This window comes from Rhizobium sp. 01T417, assembly GCF_056398905.1.
In genome coordinates, this window is record NZ_JBFTQH010000048.1 from 15,223 (window position 1) to 32,750 (window position 17,528).

Annotated in this window: 15 protein-coding genes and 1 pseudogene; 14 read left to right on the forward strand and 2 right to left on the reverse strand. The window is 60.2% G+C overall.

What is annotated here, in order from left to right:
* Window positions 1–131: 131 nt before the first annotated feature.
* Window positions 132–452 (reverse strand): DUF3422 family protein, encoded by a 321-nt coding sequence (locus AC1DPR_RS28060; protein WP_477817660.1) that lies wholly within the window; start codon window positions 450–452, stop codon window positions 132–134.
* Between the two features lie 174 nt (window positions 453–626).
* Between AC1DPR_RS28060 and AC1DPR_RS28065 the strand changes: the two genes are divergently transcribed.
* The 4 genes from AC1DPR_RS28065 (at window position 627) to AC1DPR_RS28080 (ending at window position 5,465) form a co-directional block, all read left to right on the forward strand.
* Entirely contained in the window at window positions 627–1,667 is a 1,041-nt protein-coding gene (locus AC1DPR_RS28065; protein WP_477817661.1) for an amino acid ABC transporter substrate-binding protein, read from the forward strand.
* Window positions 1,668–1,675: 8 nt separating this feature from the next.
* Window positions 1,676–2,872 (forward strand): amino acid ABC transporter permease, encoded by a 1,197-nt coding sequence (locus AC1DPR_RS28070; protein ID WP_477817662.1) that lies wholly within the window; start codon window positions 1,676–1,678, stop codon window positions 2,870–2,872.
* Entirely contained in the window at window positions 2,869–3,942 is a 1,074-nt protein-coding gene (locus AC1DPR_RS28075; RefSeq protein WP_477817663.1) for an amino acid ABC transporter permease, read from the forward strand. The genes AC1DPR_RS28070 and AC1DPR_RS28075 overlap by 4 nt, the downstream gene beginning before the upstream one ends.
* 302 nt (window positions 3,943–4,244) lie before the next feature.
* The gene (locus AC1DPR_RS28080; protein ID WP_477817664.1) at window positions 4,245–5,465 is read left to right on the forward strand and encodes an SfnB family sulfur acquisition oxidoreductase; all 1,221 of its coding nucleotides are present in this window, start codon (window positions 4,245–4,247) and stop codon (window positions 5,463–5,465) included.
* A 66-nt stretch (window positions 5,466–5,531) separates the two neighbouring features.
* Here AC1DPR_RS28080 and AC1DPR_RS28085 read toward each other — a convergent pair whose 3' ends face one another.
* A complete protein-coding gene (locus tag AC1DPR_RS28085) occupies window positions 5,532–6,743 on the reverse strand; it encodes an acyl-CoA dehydrogenase family protein (RefSeq protein WP_477817665.1) in 1,212 nt (403 codons plus the stop codon).
* A 217-nt stretch (window positions 6,744–6,960) separates the two neighbouring features.
* Between AC1DPR_RS28085 and AC1DPR_RS28090 the strand changes: the two genes are divergently transcribed.
* The 10 genes and pseudogenes from AC1DPR_RS28090 to AC1DPR_RS28135 all read left to right on the forward strand — a co-directional run.
* Window positions 6,961–8,217 (forward strand): LVIVD repeat-containing protein, encoded by a 1,257-nt coding sequence (locus tag AC1DPR_RS28090; RefSeq protein ID WP_477817666.1) that lies wholly within the window; start codon window positions 6,961–6,963, stop codon window positions 8,215–8,217.
* 36 nt (window positions 8,218–8,253) lie between these two features.
* Window positions 8,254–9,642 (forward strand): LLM class flavin-dependent oxidoreductase, encoded by a 1,389-nt coding sequence (locus AC1DPR_RS28095; protein ID WP_477817667.1) that lies wholly within the window; start codon window positions 8,254–8,256, stop codon window positions 9,640–9,642.
* A gap of 106 nt (window positions 9,643–9,748) precedes the next feature.
* Window positions 9,749–10,771 (forward strand): ABC transporter substrate-binding protein, encoded by a 1,023-nt coding sequence (locus tag AC1DPR_RS28100; RefSeq protein ID WP_477817668.1) that lies wholly within the window; start codon window positions 9,749–9,751, stop codon window positions 10,769–10,771.
* 10 nt (window positions 10,772–10,781) lie between these two features.
* On the forward strand, window positions 10,782–11,780 hold the full coding sequence (locus AC1DPR_RS28105; RefSeq protein WP_477817669.1) for an ABC transporter permease: 999 nt from the start codon (window positions 10,782–10,784) through the stop codon (window positions 11,778–11,780).
* A complete protein-coding gene (locus tag AC1DPR_RS28110) occupies window positions 11,780–12,568 on the forward strand; it encodes an ABC transporter ATP-binding protein (RefSeq protein WP_112666783.1) in 789 nt (262 codons plus the stop codon). Before AC1DPR_RS28105 ends, AC1DPR_RS28110 begins: the two co-directional genes overlap by 1 nt.
* Window positions 12,558–12,854 (forward strand): hypothetical protein, encoded by a 297-nt coding sequence (locus AC1DPR_RS28115; protein ID WP_477817670.1) that lies wholly within the window; start codon window positions 12,558–12,560, stop codon window positions 12,852–12,854. The genes AC1DPR_RS28110 and AC1DPR_RS28115 overlap by 11 nt, the downstream gene beginning before the upstream one ends.
* 31 nt (window positions 12,855–12,885) lie before the next feature.
* Complete coding sequence (locus tag AC1DPR_RS28120; RefSeq protein WP_477817671.1) at window positions 12,886–13,923, forward strand: isopenicillin N synthase family dioxygenase; 1,038 nt, start codon at window positions 12,886–12,888, stop codon at window positions 13,921–13,923.
* Window positions 13,924–14,024: 101 nt separating this feature from the next.
* Window positions 14,025–15,389: pseudogene (locus tag AC1DPR_RS28125) on the forward strand (O-acetylhomoserine aminocarboxypropyltransferase/cysteine synthase family protein); the annotation flags it as partial.
* A 1,002-nt stretch (window positions 15,390–16,391) separates the two neighbouring features.
* On the forward strand, window positions 16,392–16,517 hold the full coding sequence (locus AC1DPR_RS28130) for a hypothetical protein (RefSeq protein ID WP_477817673.1): 126 nt from the start codon (window positions 16,392–16,394) through the stop codon (window positions 16,515–16,517).
* Between the two features lie 761 nt (window positions 16,518–17,278).
* The coding region (locus tag AC1DPR_RS28135; protein ID WP_477817672.1) for a hypothetical protein at window positions 17,279–17,528 on the forward strand (250 nt) is incomplete at its 3' end.

Below are 17,528 nucleotides of genomic sequence, written 5' to 3' on the forward strand. Positions count from 1 at the left end.
GGCCATCACCCACCGTATTCCAGTTCCCGCCTAAGTTTGTCTGGTATTGCTGGACGAAGGTCTTGAAGGGATCAGAACCTCCGACCCACCATTTCATCTCGGGCTGCAATGGCCGGCCTCTGTTTCATCGATCAAGGTTCACTTTGCAAAGCGTCCTTGACTCCCACGATCAGGAGCGCGACTGCGGCAATCGCGATCGGTATGGAGACGAGCATAGCCAATGGACTGACGTATAGGCCTGCGTGTTCGCAAGACTCAAAGACGACTCTCAGTATGCCGATCAAATAATAGCTGATCGCAATAATGGAGACGACTTCGACCGCACGTTGCTCACTTGGGTGTTGGCTACGCTCGTGCTCACGCTCATCCCCTGGATCTAAAGGGATGTCCTCGCCGAAACTTAAGGCAGAGTGGTACATTCGGAGGACCGGAACAAGGCCGCCGACCGGCATTCGCCAGTCAGGTCAGTCTCGAAATAAAGCATTGTGTTCCAGCAACTGCCGATAAAACGCAATAATCTATCTATTTTATAGATTTTATTTGATTAGCTTCTTCGTGGCAGGCGCCTTCGATCCTCCCAAGCTCGACGCGCCTGCATGGGGACGAAACTTCCAGGAGAGAATATTATGAACGCAATTTCCCTTATGCGGCGGCACCTCAAGGCCGCCGCGGCCGCAGCACTCATCGCCGCGGCGATGTTGCCGATGGCGGCGCACGCTGGTCCGACACTCGATAAGATCAAGGAACGCGGTGTCATCAAGGTCGGCGTCGGCACGACGCCTGGCTTCTTCACGCCCGACAGCAATGGCCGCTGGCAAGGCTTCTTCGTGGATTTTGGCCGGGCGCTCGCCGTGACCGTCTTCAACGATCCGGACAAAGTCGAGTTCACCAACTCCTCGCCGCAGCAGCGCCTGCCGGCATTGCAGTCCGGCGAGTTTGACATCCTTCTCTCTGGTGTCACCGAGACCATCACCCGCGCCTTCAAACTTGGTTTCCATTTCGGTCCGGTCGTCTTCTACGACGGACAGGGGCTGCTGGTGCGCAAGGATCTCGGCGTAGCCAAGGGCGAGGACCTCGACGGCGCCACCATCGGCGTCCAGAGCGGCACCACTGGCGAACTCAACATCGCCGATTTCTTCCGCAAAACCGGCAAGAAATTCACGCCGGTAACAATCGAGGAGACAAGCGAATTCACCAAGGCGCTGGATACCGGCCGCGTCGATGCTCTAACTCAGGATTCGACCGACCTCGCTGCCAAGAGAACCCAGCTCAAGAGCCCTGATGACTATGTTCTCCTGCCCGAGCGCCTGTCGAAGGAGCCGCTCGCACCGGCCGTCCGCGGCGGTGATGACCAGTGGCTGGAAATCGTCAACTGGACGGTCTTCGCAACGGTTCAGGCCGAAGAACTCGGCATCACCAAGGACAATGTCGATAGCTTCCTGACCAGCGAGGATCCGACGATCAAGCGCTTCCTCGGTGTCGATCCATCGCTTGGGGAGGCGATCGGTCTCGATCCGAAATTCGCCTATCACATCATCAAGGCCGTCGGTAACTACGGCGAAATCTTCGAACGCAACGTCGGCAAGGGCACGGCGCTCAATTTCGACCGCGGCTATAACCAGCTGTGGACGAAGGGCGGCCTGATCTATTCGCCGCCCTTCCGTTGAGCATCGCCGTGCTGTCGCAAGCGAGTTCGCATCATCAACTCGGGCCGGGCTTTTCTAAGCCCGGCTTGGGCACCATCCGCCGCTGGATCGGTCCATCACCGGTCCAACAGATCGCCGTGCTCTTCTTCATCGTCGCGGTCTTCTGGTATCTCGGCGGCAACATCGTCGCCACCATGCAGCGACTGGGCCTGCGCCCCGGTTTTGCCTTTCTCGGCCAGCGGGCCAACTTCGAGATCGGCGAGAGCCTGATTTCCTATTCTTCCGCCGACACCTACGGCCGCGCACTGCTGGCGGGCCTCGTCAATACGGTCGCCGTCTCCGCCTTCGGATGTCTCTTCGCCACCATTCTCGGCGTTCTCCTTGGCATCGCCCGCCTGTCGCGCAACTTGCTTCTTTCAAATGTCGTGCGGGCCTACGTGGAGATCTTCCGCAACACGCCGCTCCTCCTCCAGCTCTTCGTGTGGAGTTCCCTCTTTCACAGCCTGCCGGCGCCGCGCCAGGCGATCCAATTTTCAGGCAACGTCTTCCTCACCAATCGCGGCATCTTCGTTCCGCGCCTTACCCTGGAAGGCCCCTCGATGCTCATCTGGCTGCCCCTTGCAGTTGCAGTAGGCGGCGCGACAACCTTTCTCGCGCGCCGGCTATTTTTCGGCCAGCACTACTATGCAAGCCGGGTCGCCGCCGTTGCTCTCGCCGCCACGATCGCCTTTCTGTGGCTGGCGGACGTTTCCATCTCCGCCGAGCTGCCCGCGAAAGGCGGTTTCAACATTCGCGGCGGCCTGTCGTTGACACCGGAATTCGCCGGTCTCTTGACAGGCTTGGTCTTCAATTCGGCTGCGACTATCGCCGAAATTGTACGCAGTGGCATCCAGTCTGTCGGAAACGGACAGTGGGAGGCGGCGCGCGCGTTAGGGCTTGGGCCCGGCCACATCATGCGCCTGATCGTGTTGCCACAAGCGCTACGCGTGATCACGCCTCTGATGACCTCCAGCTATCTCGACCTCACGAAAAACTCGAGCCTGGCCGTGGCTATTGGCTTCCCCGATCTCGTCAGTGTCGCCAATACGACCGCGAATACCACCGGCCAATCGCTGGAAGCGATTGCGATCATCGCCGTGGCCTATCTCACGCTGAACCTCGCCGTCTCGCTGGCGATGAATCTCTACAATCGCCGCATCGTGCTGAAGGACACCCGCCGCAAATGAGCGAATTGCAGATCGCCGCGCCCCGGCGGCTCGTTCCTCGCCGGCTTACCGCCGCCGGTCTCATAGACAGCAAGGCCAATACGGCAATCACACTCCTCTTTGGTGCAATCCTTCTCTGGCTGTTTTCGCCGATCTGGCGCTGGGCTTTCGAGAATGCTGTATGGACAGGATCAGCTCAGACCTGCGCCGCCGAGAGTGCCGGCGCCTGCTGGGCCTTCATCGGCGCAAAACTTCGCTTCATCCTCTTCGGCTTCTACCCGCCTGAGCTGCAATGGCGCCCCGCGCTTGTCCTACTTGGCATCGGCGCCATGCTATCGCTCTCCGCCAGTCCGCGTTTCTGGAGCGTGAAGCTCGTGCCGCTCTGGCTGCTCACGCTTCTTCTCGCCTGGCTATTGATGACGGGTATCGCTGTCCGGCCCGTAGTCCCCGCCAACCAGTGGGGCGGCTTGCCGATCACCATCCTCGTCTCGCTGGTCGGGCTTGCGAGCGCCTTTCCGCTGGCACTGGTGCTTGCACTCGCGCGACGCTCCTCAATGGGCATCCTGCGCACACTGTCGGTAATTTTCATCGAATGCCTGCGCGGCGTACCGCTGATCGCGGTCCTCTACGTCGCAATGTTGATTGTACCTATGGCCTTGCCGGCAGAGACGCTGCTGGACAAGCTTGCGCGGGCGCAGATCGGCATTACGCTGTTCGTCTCAGCCTATCTCGCAGAGATCATCAGGGCCGGGCTGCAATCGATCCCGGCCGGGCAAACAGAGGCAGCCCATTCGCTCGGCCTTGGCTACTGGCGCACGGCGCAGTTCGTCATCTTGCCGCAGGCCCTGAGGGCGGTCATCCCCGCAATCGTCAACCTGTCGGTCGGCATCCTGCTCAATACCTCGCTCCTTGCCGTCATCGGGATCTCCGACCTCCTCAACACTGCCAAGATCTCCGCGGCGGATCCCAATTGGCTGGGTTTCTATACGGAAGCGTTCTTCTTTGCGGGGACTCTTTATTTTGCAATCAGCTTCGCGGCTTCGCGTTACAGCCTTTGGCTGGAGGCAAGGCTGCGGCGAGGCGGCAAGTAGCAGGGGAGCGAATTTGATCGATTCCACGCAAGGAATCCAGGCAACGAAAGCGTGGCGCCGCAAGACACCATCGCGGTCCCAGGAAACACGACACCTCCTGGTTCAAACCACTCAAGTTTCGCTCCCGAAGGACCGGGAATATCCCTGGCCACAAGCTCGGCACCTGTCATCCGAGGCCCGGGACGGTTGCGGCGTATAGCCGACGCAAAGACATTTCGTAATACATCAATTCCGTAGAATTTGATCACTTACCTTCTTTGTCGACTTCTTTCACCAATAGGCAAGCAATCTGGGAGAAGAAAATGGAAGCAGCAGCCTTGAAACCGGCTTATCGCATCGGCCCTACGGCAACCCGCCTGACCAGTGAGGAGGAAGCACTCTCGACCGCGCGAGCGCTCGCAAAGGAATTTGCCGCCGGCGCTGCAGAGCGGGACGCCAATCGATTGCTGCCTCATGCCGAGCTGGATGCGCTCTCCCAATCCGGATTGCTCGCAGTCACGGTTCCCACGGAATATGGTGGGATCGACGTGTCGAATGCGGTGCTGGCCGAGATTACCGCCATTCTGTCCGAAGCGGACGGCTCCATCGGGCAGATCCCGCAGAACCACTTTTACATTCTCGAGGCGCTGCGTACCGACGGAAGTGAAGAACAGAAGCGCTATTTCTTCGGTCGGGCACTCGTTGGCGACCGGTTCGGCAACGCGCTTTCGGAACGCGGAACCAAGACGGTTGGTCACTACAACACCCGGATCGTCCGCGATGGATTTGGCTACCGCATCGATGGCCGAAAATTCTATTCGACCGGGGTGATTTTCGCCGATTGGATTGCCATTTTCGCCTTGGATGCCGAAGACAAGCTCACGATGTCCTTTGTGCCGCGCGGAACGGACGGCATCGAGATCATCGACGACTGGGACGGTTTTGGCCAACGCACGACAGGCAGCGGCACAACCGTGCTCGACAATGTTTATGTCGCGGCCGATGCCGTCATTTTCCATCATAAGGGCTTCGAGCGTCCGACCACCATCGGTTCGGTTGGCCAGATCATTCATGCTGGCATCGATCTCGGTATCGCGCGGGCTGCTTTTGCCGAAACAGTCGATTTCGTTCGAACGAAGTCGCGCCCCTGGATGAACAGCGGCGTCGAGCGCGCTTCCGATGATCCGCTGACAGTCGCCAAGCTCGGCGAGATCGCCATTCGGCTGGAGGCGGCGACGGCGACGGTCAAGAACGCCGGCCTTAAGGTCGACATCGCGCAAATCGATCCGACGGAAGAGAACGTCGTGGCCGCAACGCTTTCGGTCGCCGCTGCCAAGGTCCTCACTACCGAAATCGCGCTCGACGCAGCCAATACACTTTTCGAATTGGCCGGCAGTTCATCCACCCGCACCAGTCTTAATCTGGACCGCCATTGGCGCAACGCCCGCACCCACACGCTGCACGACCCGGTGCGCTGGAAATATCATGTGGTCGGCAACTATCACCTCAACGGGACAATCCCGCCGAAGAACGGCGCTCTCTGAAAAGAGTAAGATCCCCGTTCGCCCTAGCGAACGGGGATCATTTCTTCAGGGCCGCCCCGCCTTGTGTCAGCTGTAAAGGCTAACCGTCGGGATCCTGTCGTTCAGGATGAAATCGCCTACTTCCTTGGCCTTGTAGTACACCGGATCGTGCAGCGTGTGGGTGCGGACGTTGCGCCAAAACCGGTCGAAGCGATAGGATTCTGCCGTCGAGCGCGCGCCGGTGAGCTCGAAGACCCGTGCGGTAATGTCCAGCGATACGTGCGTGGCATTGACCTTCGCGGCGTAGGCTTCGGCCGCCGCTTCGCCGCGCTCGCGTGCCGTCACCGCCCGGCCACGCAAAAGCGCCGTCTGCACCGTGAGTGCTGCCGAATCGGCCAGTGCGATCGAGGCCTTTAGGGCGGAGCTGAACTCGCCGATGCGCTCGAGGATATAGGGATCGTCTGCTGCCCGCTCCACGCCGGAGCTAATCCAGGGACGCGTGGTGTTCCGCACGTAATCGGCCGCTGCCCTGAGCGCACCCTCGGCGGTGCCCAAATAGAAGTTCACGAAGACGAGTTGGATGAGCGGCGTATTGAAGGTTGGAAGCGCGGGCGGCACAGCGTTGATCTCGACCGGCGCGCCTATGAAATCCTCCTCATAGACAGGAAAATCATGGAACTCGACGCTGCCGCTGTCGGAAAGTCGCTGGCCGATATTGTTCCAGTCATCGTTGGCCACATAGCCAGGCCGGTCGGTCGGTACGGCAAAATTGGCGATTTTGCCGTCGAGAAGCGCGTTGGCGTTGATGTAGTCGGAGATGCGTGCGGCCGTCGAGAAGGATTTGCGCCCGTTCAACACATAGCCGTTGCCGCGGCGGGTTAGCACAAGGCCGGGATCGCGCGGATTGACGGCGGCGCCCCAGTAATAGTCCTTGGCCACCGTCGCTGATCCCAGCGCATGGACCCGCGCCGCGTCCTCGATCGCCCAGTAGATGTATTGGCTGTTGACGAAGTGATAGCCGAGCAACTGGCCGATCGAGCTTTCGCCGCGCGCCAGGACGCGAACCAGCCTGAGCCCGTCCACCCAGTCGAGCCCGCCTCCCCCGATCTCAGGCGCGTGCAGCGCGTTCAACAGTCCCGCATTCTTCAGCTTGACGATCTCGGCTAGCGGCGGCCGCCCCTCGCGATCGAGCTCCGCGCCGCGGGCCGCAAGCTCCGCCGAGAGCTGCTCGGCGCGCGCAAAAAGGGCTTCGCGGCCGACGCCGCGGCTCGCCACGTGAACGACGTTGGATTGGGTCATAAAAGAGGCTCCGGTTTTGGAAATCAGGACACCGGTTCATTAAATATAATATCTATAAGTTTTATAGATTAAATGATCCGATTTTGCTGTGCCGGTGAGATTTATTGTTCCGGCGGTCGGCACAGCCGGGAATGGCTTGTCTGGAGAAGATCCAGCAGGCGACGGCATTATCGCATTGACCGTAAACACTGTTTAGTGACCATCGCAGCGAGACCGAATGCTCCCTTCCCGCGACCTCCCCCGTCCCGATCATGCCCGCAACATGAAGCTGATTGGCCATTCGGATATTGGCGGCCGCGGCGACGGCCTGCAGCTGATGGTGCATCGCGGCTTCGCCTATATCGGCCATCCCTGGTCTCAGGGCTTTTCCATTGTCGATGTGCGCGATCCTGTCCGGCCGGGTGAAGTGACCTACGTTCCCGCCCCGCCGAACACCTGGAACATCCACCTGCAGACGCATGACGATCTTCTGCTGGTCATTGATGCTCTCGACCTTTTCGCCGACGTCGAAACCTTCAGGGACGAGAAGACCTACTATACCCGCTCGATCGGCGAGACGGTTGCCGCCCGCAAGACGAAACGGGCCTGGAGGGCTGGCATGACCGTCTACGATATATCCCGCCCGGACAGGCCGCGCCGCATCGGCCAACTCGATGTGGATGGCATAGGTTTCCACCGCCTCTGGTATGTCGGCGGCCGATACGCCTACGCCTCGGCGCTTCTCGATGGCTATACCGACTATATCTTCGTTACCATCGACATGGCCGATCCGACGCGGCCCGACATCGTTGGCCGCTGGTGGCTTCCGGGTATGAATGCCGGAGCCGGCGAAACCCCGACGGCGCCCGAAGGCAAGCGTTACGCGCTGCATCACGCGCTTGTCGCCGGCAACACAGCCTATGCCTGCTGGCGCGACGGCGGATTGACGCTTCTCGACATCAGCGATCACGCTGCGCCGAAGCTGGTTTCCCATCGGAACTGGTCACCCCCTTTCGGTGGCGGGACCCACTCCGCCCTGCCGCTGCCTGGCCGCGATCTGCTCGTCGTTGCCGACGAGGCTGTGCTCGATCATGAGGAGGACGGACGCAAGAACACGTGGATCTTCGATATCCGCGAGCCTTCCAACCCGATCAGCATCTCTTCCTTCCCGGTTCCTGAAGACGCCGACTACCCGCGCAAGGGTGGCCACTTTGGCCCACACAACCTGCATGAAAACCGGCCCGGGTCCTTTGTTTCCGAGACACTGATCTTCGCCACCTGGCAGAACGCCGGGATCCGCGCTTTCGACATTTCCGATCCCTACCGCCCTGTAGAGACCGGCGCGCTGGTGCCTGCGGCGCCGGCACAGATGACCGATCGTCGCCCCGGCCGGCCAAGCGTCATCCAGTCAGCAGACGTCTTCGTCGACGCCGCCGGCCTCATCTATGCGACCGACTACAATGCCGGGCTTGAGATCATCGAATATGGCGGCTGACGGCGCCATCCTTTCAGAACGACCCAGGAGCTTTCCATGACCCGAGAAATCAGACTGAACGCCTTCGACATGAATTGTGTCGGCCATCAGTCGCCCGGCCTTTGGCGACATCCGCGCGACAAATCCTGGACCTACAAAGACCTCGACTACTGGGTGCATCTGGCAAAAACGCTAGAGCGCGGCCGCTTCGACGGACTGTTCATCGCCGACGTGCTTGGCGTCTACGACGTGCTGAACGGCAATGTCGATGCCGCACTTCGCCATTCCGCGCAGGTGCCAGTGAACGATCCGCTGCAGATCATTCCCACCATGGCTTACGCGACCGAACATCTCGGTTTCGGGCTGACCGCTTCACTTTCATTCGAGCATCCCTATACCTTCGCGCGGCGGATTTCGACGCTCGATCATCTGACCAAGGGTCGCGTCGGCTGGAACATCGTTACCTCCTACCTCAACAGTGGGGCGCTCAATATAGGCCAGAAAGCCCAGACTCATCACGACGACCGCTACGATCTCGCCGATGAATATCTGGAGGTCTGCTACAAGCTTTGGGAGGGAAGCTGGGAGGACGGAGCCGTCGTGCGCGACGGCGAAAGCGGCATCTTCACCCACCCTGAAAAGGTTCACCCCATCCGTCATTCAGGCAAGCATTTCACCGTGCCCGGCATCCATCTGTCGGAACCATCACCGCAGCGCACCCCCGTGCTTTATCAGGCTGGCGCATCCAGCCGCGGCAAGGAATTCGCCGGCGCTCATGCCGAATGCATTTTCGTGGCAGCACCCTCGAAGGCGGTGTTGAAGCGCTATGTCGCCAATGTGCGCGAAGCGGCGGAACGGCGGGGCAGAAATCCGCGTGAGATCCTCGCTTTCAACCTCCAGACCGTCGTGCTCGGCGAAACGGATGCCGAGGCGAAGAAGAAGTTCGACGAATACCGCAACTACGTCTCTTATGAAGGGGCGCTCACACTTATCTCCGGCTGGACGGGGATCGATTTCGGCCAGTTCAAGCCCGACGAGGTGCTACGGCACCGCTATACCAACGCCGTGCAATCAGCCGTGGAGACCTTCACGACCATCGATCCGGATAAGGAATGGACGGTGCGCGAAATGGCCGATTGGGTTGGGGTCGGAGGCTTCGGCCCCGTCTTTGTCGGCTCGCCGCAGACGGTCGCCGACCTGATGCAGGAGTGGATCGAGGATACCGATGTCGACGGCTTCAATCTTGCCTATGCCGTCACCCCGGAAAGCTTCGAGGATGCCGTCGACCTGTTGGTGCCGGAATTGCAGAAGCGTGGCGTCTACAAGACCGACTACCGCCAGGGAACGCTGCGCGAGAAACTGCTGGGCAAGGGCCCGCGACTGGCAGCCCCCCATCCCGGGGCGGCCTATCGCGACCCTGGCGACATCGTCCGCCTGGCCGGTTGAATCTTTGGAAAAGAATTTTCAACGGCCATACAAATTTAGTCTATAAAATCTGTAGACTATAACAACAGCGACTAGCATGGGGTCTCCAGATCAAGGGGGACCCGCCATGAGCCATATCGCTTCCGACACGGTTTTTTCACGCCGCAATTTCCTCAAGGCCGCCGGTGCTGCCGGTGCCGCCGCCTCCATAGGTGCCTTCACCGGCAATACCGGCTACGCGATTGCCGGCAATCTTGCCAAGGTGAAGCTGGAGTGGACGGAAGTGGCGGCCTGCCATTCGCCCGTCGGTTTTGGCCTGGCAAAGGGAATCTATGAGAAAAACGGTCTCGACGTCGAGCTCTTCTACCAGGGGGCTTCCGGCCAGACGTTGATCCAGTCGCTCGCCACCCATAAAGCCGAAGCAGGCCCCGGTCTGCTCTACGATTGGCTGAAGCCGATCGAGCAGGGCTTCAACGTCAAGCTCTTCCACGGATCACACGGCGGCTGCCAGCGTCTTCTCGTCAAGAAGGATTCCGGCATCAAGTCGCTCGCAGATCTCAAGGGCAAGACGATTGGTACCTTCGACGTCGGCTCGCCCTCGCGCGTGGCGTTCTCGGTGGCGCTCGCCAAGGCCGGGATCGACCCCGAGCATGACGTGACCTGGAAGGTCTTCCCCTTTGATCTCGTTGCCGAAGGTGTCGAGCGGGGCGAGGCCGACGCCGTCGCCCATATGGATCCCTGGGCCTACTCCTATGAGAAGCAGCACGATTTCCTGAAGATCTACGATACCCAAACCGGTGTCTTCCAGGATCGCGTCTGCTGCGTGCTCGGCGTGAACGGCGACTATTACGATGCCAACAAGGACGTCATCCGCCGCGTCGCCGCCGCCAACCTCGAAATCCACCAGTACACGGCCGAGCATCCCGACGAAGTGGCGAAATGGTATTTCGACACGCTGAAGCCAGGACTGCCACTGGAGGATCTGACAGAAGTCCTTGCCGGCCTCACCTATCACAAGAACTGGTTCGGCAAGGATCTCATCGACGAGGTGCGGATCGGCTATGAAAACCTGAAGCAGACCGGCGTCATCGACGCGGCGACAGATCCAGAGGAAATCGCCCACCGCGTCACGCTCGATATCTTCGCGTGAGGCCGAAGCCATGGCCGATATCGCACAAGACGGCGCGCCGCTGATTAGCGGGCGCCTCTCGTCCCTCCAGGACCATGTCTGGAGGGACGGCTTCCTTGCCGCTGCGACCTGGTTCCTTGCGGCGGCGATCAGCCATTTTCTGCCGGATGTGGTTGTCTGGGGCGATACTGAGGCTTTCGCGCTCCTGACCGCGATCGGCGGGGCAGTCTTCCTCGCCCTTGCCTTCGCCGTGCCGCGCCTGGCGGACAAGACCCGCACGCTCGTCCACTACGGCCCCTGGTTCGTCGCCATCGGCATCTGGCTCGCCGTTTGGGAACTGACGACGGCCAAGCTCGGCTGGCTGCCGAAGCCTTTCTTCTCGCCGCCGCAGGGCCTGCTGCACGTCTACCTGACCGATTGGGACAGGCTCCTGATCTGCATCGCTTATACGGGCCGCCTGTGGATCCTCGGTTTTTCCTCCGGCATTCTCGCTGGCTTCGTCGCTGGTGTTGCCCTCGGATGGTCCAAGCGCTTCGCCTATTGGGGCATGCCGATCCTGAAGCTGATCGGCCCTGTGCCGGCTAGCGCCTGGATCCCCTGCACCTTCTTCATCTTTCCCTCGACGTTCCATGCCTCGATCTTCCTCGTGGCACTCGCCTCCGGCATCCCGGTCGCGATCCTGACGGCGGCCGGCGTAGGGCAAGTTAACAAATCCTTCTACGACGTGGCGCGCACCCTCGGCGCAAGCAATCGTTACCTGATCTTCAAGGTGGCCGTTCCAGCGTCGCTGCCCAACGTCTTCGTCGGTCTGTTCATGGGGCTGTACTATTCCTTTGCGGTGCTGGTCGTCGCCGAAATGCTCGGAGCCAAATATGGGCTCGGCTGGTACCTGCAGTTCAACACGGCCTATTCGGCCTATGCCAATGTCTATGCCGCTCTGATCATCATGGCGCTGATCTGCGCTGGACTGGTGAAGTTGCTCTTCATCGTTCGCGAGCGCCTGCTTGGCTGGCAGAAAGGGATCATCTGATGAATGCGCTTGCACGAAGTGTCGCGCCGGCTCAGAGCCTGCGCCTTGACATCGACGATGTCAGTCACGAGTTCGATCTTGGAAAGAGCCGGTTGGCCGTCCTTTCCAACATCTCGATCACCATCGAGCCAGGCGAGTTCGTAGCCCTTCTTGGTCCCTCCGGCTGCGGCAAGTCCACACTGCTGAGGTTGGCCGCCGGGCTGGAAGCGCCGACCCGCGGCGCGGTGCTGGAAGACGGTCGAGCGATCACGCGACCGGACCCCTCCCGTATCCTCGTTTTTCAGGATGCGACGCTATTCCCCTGGCTGACCGTCTGGAAAAATGTCGCAACCGGGCTCGATGCCCGCGGCATTCTGAAAGATCAGGAGCATCGCGTCGACGACATCTTGAAACTCGTGAAGCTGGACGCCTTCGGCGACGCTTATCCGCACCAGCTTTCCGGGGGCATGGCCCAACGCGTGGCAATCGCCCGTGCGCTCATCAACGACCCGAAGCTGCTGCTCCTCGACGAACCCTTCGGAAAGCTCGATTCGCTGACACGATTAAAGATGCAGAAGGAACTGCTGCAGCTGTGGCAGCGCTCCGGCTTCACCGCACTGCTCGTCACCCACGATGTGGAGGAAGCGCTGCTGCTCGCCGACCGCGTTATCGTCTTCGGCGACCGGCCCGCAAGCATCATCGCCGACATCACCGTCGACAAGCCGCATCCGCGCCGGCGGGACGATAACGCTCTCGTAGCACTTCGCCAGGGGCTTCTTGAAAAGCTCGGAGTGTCCCATGACGTCTAATCCGCGCCTTGCCAATGCGCTCGCCATCGCCGGTCTTGCCGCGCTTGCGGTCGGACTGGCCTGGTGGTGGCTGGTCTTCCGTCAGGTCGTTGCCAACGACTACATCAGCTATCGCCAGGCCGCCACCTGCATCGGTGGCTCCAGCGACCTTTGCCTGCTCGCACAGTCACTCTGCAAGTCGAACCACTGGCTCGACATCAAGACCTATTCCTCTTCCGTCTTCTGGGCCGGCGTGGCGTCGCTGAGCGCCAGCCTCATCCTGCGCTCGAGCCGCCGTTTCGCTTGAGCGACAAACCGCAATAAGGATCAAGACCATCATGGCAGCGCCCAAATCCCTTCCCATCCTCGATCTCAAACGCTTCGCGCCGGACCACCCCGAGCGCACCCAGGCGCTTGCGGAACTGCGCGACGTCAGTCGCACGGTCGGTTTCTTCTATCTCGCGGGTCACGGCATCCCTCAGGAGGAGATCGACGAGTTGACCACTCTTGCGCGCCGCTTCTTTTCCCTGCCGGAGAAAGACAAGCTCGAGATCGAAATGCGCAGGTCGCCGCATTTTCGGGGCTATAACCGTGCCGGCCTGGAATACACGCGCGGCGCTCAGGACTGGCGCGAACAGGTGGATTTCGGGCCTGAGCGAGAAAAGCTCGACCTGACGGCGGGCGATGCTCCCTGGAAGCGGCTGATCGGCCCCAACCAGTTCCCCTCCGCTCTGCCCGAGTTGCGTCCAGCCGTCCTCAAATGGATCGACGACGTTACCGCCATCGGCCTCAAGGTGTTGCAGGCCTTTTCCGAGGCGCTGGGCCAGAAGCCGGACGTCTTCGCGCCGATCTACAGCAACGGCCCCAACCAGCTTCTGAAGATCGTCCGCTATCCAGGCCGCGACCAGACCGAGAGCGACCAGGGCGTCGGCGCCCACAAGGATGGCGGCTTCGTCACCATTCTCCTGCAGGATGTTGTCGGCGGCTTGCAGGTCGATGACGGTGAAGGCGGCTGGATCGACGCACCGCCGGTCCGCGGCACGTTCGTGATCAACATCGGCGAACTCCTTGAACTGGCGTCCAACGGTTACCTGAAGGCGAACATCCATCGCGTGGTGACACCGGCGGCCGGCGGGGATCGTCTTTCCATCCCCTTCTTTCTTGGCGCCAATCTCGCCGCCTCCATCCCGGTTCTCAACCTCCCGCCGGAACTGGCCTCGGAAGTGCGCGGCGTCACCCAGGATCCGCTCAACCCGCTGTTCCGCGAGGTCGGCCGCAACGTTCTGAAATCTCGTCTGCGTTCCCATCCGGACGTGGCGCGCGAGCACCATTCCGACCTGCTGGAAGAACAGGCGCAGGAGAAGACCCCGGCCTGATCCAGCCGCTGTCGCTCCACCGAAATGGTCCGCGGCAGGTGCGTTGTAGCCTGCCAGCGCGAGGCTTTGTCCAATCGCAACGTGAGAGAAAGGCAATCAGCATGACGATCCACAATCCGCCGGCACCGGTTCCGGAAACACCCGCGCAGTCTTCCGGCACCTCCGGTCCCCGCTCGTTGCGACGCCATCCCGAGACGATCGCGCTCCACGGCGGCAGCTTCCGCTTCGACCCCGTCTCTGGCGCGGTCGCCGTGCCGATCTATCAGACCACGTCGTTCCAGCTTCCCGGTACGGAAGGCGCCGACAAGCTTTTCGCGTTGGAGGCCGCCGGTCACCTCTATACCCGCGTCTCCAATCCGACACAGGACGCCTTCGAGCAGCGCTTGGCCGAACTCGAAGGCGGAGCGGCTGCACTTGCGCTTGCCTCGGGACAGGCCGCCTCTGCTTTTGCCATTCTCAACCTTGCCCGCGCCGGCGACAATATCGTCAGCGCCGCCGGCCTGTACGGTGGCACCTGGGCGCTTTTTGCCGCGACGCTGAAGAGCTTCGGCATCGAAACGCGTTTCGTCGACGCCGCCGATCCTGAGGCATTCGCACGCGCGACCGATGACAGAACGCGAGCCTACTACGCCGAATCCCTGCCAAATCCGAAGCTCGAGGTCTTCCCGATTGCCGAAGTCGCCGAGGTCGGCCGCCGCTTTGGCATCCCGCTGATCGTCGACAATACCGCCGCTCCCCTCGTCATCCGGCCATTGGAGCATGGCGCTGCAATCGTCGTCTATTCCACGACGAAATACATTGGCGGCCACGGCACCTCGATCGGGGGCGCCATCGTCGATGGCGGTACCTTCCCTTGGAAGGATCTCGCCAATCGCTTCCCGACGCTGCACGAGCCTGATCCGAGCTATCACGGCAAGACCTGGATCGAAAAGGCGGCAGCGATCGATTTCCATCCGTATATCCTGCGCGTGCGCGCCGTGCTGTTGCGCGACATCGGCGCGGCCATCAGCCCTCAGAACGCCTTCCAATTTATTCAAGGCCTCGAAACCCTGCCGCTGCGGCTGCGGCAGCACAACGAGAATGCCGTCAAAGTCGCTGAATTCCTGAAGAACCACCCAAAGGTCTCACGGGTCATCTTTCCGAAATTCCAGACCGGGGCCGCCGGCGAACGGGCGGAGAAATATCTTCGCAACGGCTACTATGGCGCGCTCGTCGGCTTCGAGTTGAGGGACGGGCGCGAAGCTGGTCGCAGCTTTATCGACAACCTTCAACTGCTTTACCACGTTGCCAACATCGGCGACGCGCGCTCTCTGGCAATCCACCCATCCACAACAACGCATTCACAGCTGACAGCCGAGGAGCAACTCGCAACCGGCGTCACCCCCGGTTACGTGCGCCTCTCGATCGGCCTCGAGCACTGGGAAGACATCGTTGCGGACATTGCGCAGGCGTTGGAAGCGGCACAGTCCAGCAGTCATCAACAAGCCGACCGGCCAGCAGTGATTATCTGCTCGCCACACTCGCACGGCATTTGCAGGCTCGGCGGTGCCTTGACGTCGAGCCTGACAGGGCGTGCCACCTCCCACGCAGACGGGAGTGCTGATCGCATCAGCACGCAGTCTCCAAGGGATGGCGTCTCCACCTGCCGCCAGTGCTTCTCGAGCTCCTCGTCGATCAGTGGGTCGATATCGGTGGTGGAACTCTCTGGCATCCATCTTTGCGGAAATGTGCCGGCAGCTTTGCTGCCAGCACTACCGACGTCGTTGCTGTAGCGATGGTCGACTTCATCCTCGTTTTCCTACGTTGGTCTTTTCAACGTTGATGACGCAGAAAAAGCGAATTCAACCGGTGACGCGGCCGATGACAGCACCAGCTATATGCGGAAAACTCGCCACCGGTGTGAAGGAGACGGGCTAAGGTGGTCGGGGCTATTTCGCCCTATCGAGCAGAGGCCTTCCTTCGCACATCGGCGAGCCGCACGGCTTTCCCGATTTCGATTTGATGCTGGGCTATCGGGCAATAGCGGATTCCCTGCGTAGCTAGTGAAGATCGGTGGGCGTCTCTTCGCTTTCGTTTGCCCTGCGATCCGCAAGCAGCCGATCTAAAGCCCTATGCTCTGGCCCAAACGGGCGCTGGTTCAAAAATGAAGTGACAAGGGTTTTCGTTTCGTGACCGCCCGACGAGGGGTTCCCACGATGAACGACGACCTCTGTATTAGTCACGCCATCGATCCCCAAAAACCACCGATCGCCATTCGCGCTCGAGGCAAATTCTCTTAGATTTTCCAAGTTGAAACTCCTTCCTTGAAGAAGAAAATAGGACTCTACAGCGGGATTGCGACAAAATACTTGGGAGCGTCTATTTTCAGGCCGAGAAATAACGTTCCGCCTCCTTAGACGAGTTGCTGGAGCAGACCTGTGCGGATATCTCGATCGACGGCGCAGTCGACCAGATTCGAGGCGCAGGTGATGAAGCTGGGCATGATTGCCGAAGCCACGTGCATCGGGAAGCCCTTCACCATCATTCCGCTGGTCGTGACCCAGGTTCAGGACGTAATCGCCGCCCAAAAGACGCTTCTCAGTCTTGACTGGTAACGCCCAAGACTGAGTTTGAATTCGCCGGTAAGAGGTGCAGTCGAGCGGGCGAGGCCAGATAGAGGACATAGCGCTCGGCTGCGTCCGCCAGTGCCAAGGCAGCCTCCGACTCCCGCCAGCCGGCATTTATCGCTGAGATCACAGTGTTCCGGGCGATCTTGTCAAATACACGAGAACACTGTGCCTCGCGGCGCAAATCATTAACATGGAAAGTAGGTGCCGGGAGGTCGGAAGACATGATGTCCTCCTTTCGGTCGGGGCAAGGGGTTGAGGACCCAAAACGGCAGCGCCCTGATAATTGCTGCCGAAGTTGAGAAGATGCGCCTTCGAAAGATACGAAGCAAGCTTATTAACGCACGTCGTCTCACATACCTATGAAAGCTCAGCTCCCCGAAGACAGTGGTACCTTTACCAAGCTGCTATTGGGATGCCCTCGAAACGGTTTCGTGTACTCTATTGAAGCGGGCATTCAAGGGCTGCGCGCGTCGGCGCCTGTTTCACGAGCCATCAGCCTCGCCATGCGGGCTCGAAGCTCTATCTCGTCCAGAATGCGACCGGCGGTTCAAAGAACTGCCAGGATGAAGAGGCCTGAAACAAAGAAAATGAAATATAAAAATAGGATTTATTGCGTGCCATCAAAAAAATATTTCAACAATTCCAAATAAAATGGATGGAAAAATAATATATTAGTCATTAATTACTTTTTGGATTATTGTAGTTCTGCGCAATATTGCGCGTTTTCATTCAGATTGGATATGGACATGCTAGACATGACCTGGCTTCGCCCCGGCCTATGGGGAGCGGCATGCGGCGCGGCCGCACTTGCCATCGTCGGCTTCACATGGGGAGGTTGGGTGACCAATGGCAGTGCTCAAAAAGCCGCCGGGATCGAGCGAACCTCGGCCATCGCGGCTGCGCTGACGCCCTATTGTCTCGAGAGGGCCAAATCGGATCCAGCTTCGGCAGAGATCTTGGCCGCACTCAAAGCAGCCGGCACCTACGGGCGTAGCG

What these genes read in the sequence shown, in the direction of transcription:
- AC1DPR_RS28060 (WP_477817660.1), bottom strand. Translation starts at nt 452, where the DNA reads ATGCCGGTCGGCGGCCTTGTTCCGGTCCTCCGAATGTACCACTCTGCC.
- AC1DPR_RS28065 (WP_477817661.1), top strand. Translation starts at nt 627, where the DNA reads ATGAACGCAATTTCCCTTATGCGGCGGCACCTCAAGGCCGCCGCGGCC.
- AC1DPR_RS28075 (WP_477817663.1), top strand. Translation starts at nt 2,869, where the DNA reads ATGAGCGAATTGCAGATCGCCGCGCCCCGGCGGCTCGTTCCTCGCCGG.
- AC1DPR_RS28080 (WP_477817664.1), top strand. Translation starts at nt 4,245, where the DNA reads ATGGAAGCAGCAGCCTTGAAACCGGCTTATCGCATCGGCCCTACGGCA.
- AC1DPR_RS28085 (WP_477817665.1), bottom strand. Translation starts at nt 6,743, where the DNA reads ATGACCCAATCCAACGTCGTTCACGTGGCGAGCCGCGGCGTCGGCCGC.
- AC1DPR_RS28090 (WP_477817666.1), top strand. Translation starts at nt 6,961, where the DNA reads ATGCTCCCTTCCCGCGACCTCCCCCGTCCCGATCATGCCCGCAACATG.
- AC1DPR_RS28095 (WP_477817667.1), top strand. Translation starts at nt 8,254, where the DNA reads ATGACCCGAGAAATCAGACTGAACGCCTTCGACATGAATTGTGTCGGC.
- AC1DPR_RS28100 (WP_477817668.1), top strand. Translation starts at nt 9,749, where the DNA reads ATGAGCCATATCGCTTCCGACACGGTTTTTTCACGCCGCAATTTCCTC.
- AC1DPR_RS28105 (WP_477817669.1), top strand. Translation starts at nt 10,782, where the DNA reads ATGGCCGATATCGCACAAGACGGCGCGCCGCTGATTAGCGGGCGCCTC.
- AC1DPR_RS28110 (WP_112666783.1), top strand. Translation starts at nt 11,780, where the DNA reads ATGAATGCGCTTGCACGAAGTGTCGCGCCGGCTCAGAGCCTGCGCCTT.
- AC1DPR_RS28115 (WP_477817670.1), top strand. Translation starts at nt 12,558, where the DNA reads ATGACGTCTAATCCGCGCCTTGCCAATGCGCTCGCCATCGCCGGTCTT.
- AC1DPR_RS28120 (WP_477817671.1), top strand. Translation starts at nt 12,886, where the DNA reads ATGGCAGCGCCCAAATCCCTTCCCATCCTCGATCTCAAACGCTTCGCG.
- AC1DPR_RS28130 (WP_477817673.1), top strand. Translation starts at nt 16,392, where the DNA reads ATGAAGCTGGGCATGATTGCCGAAGCCACGTGCATCGGGAAGCCCTTC.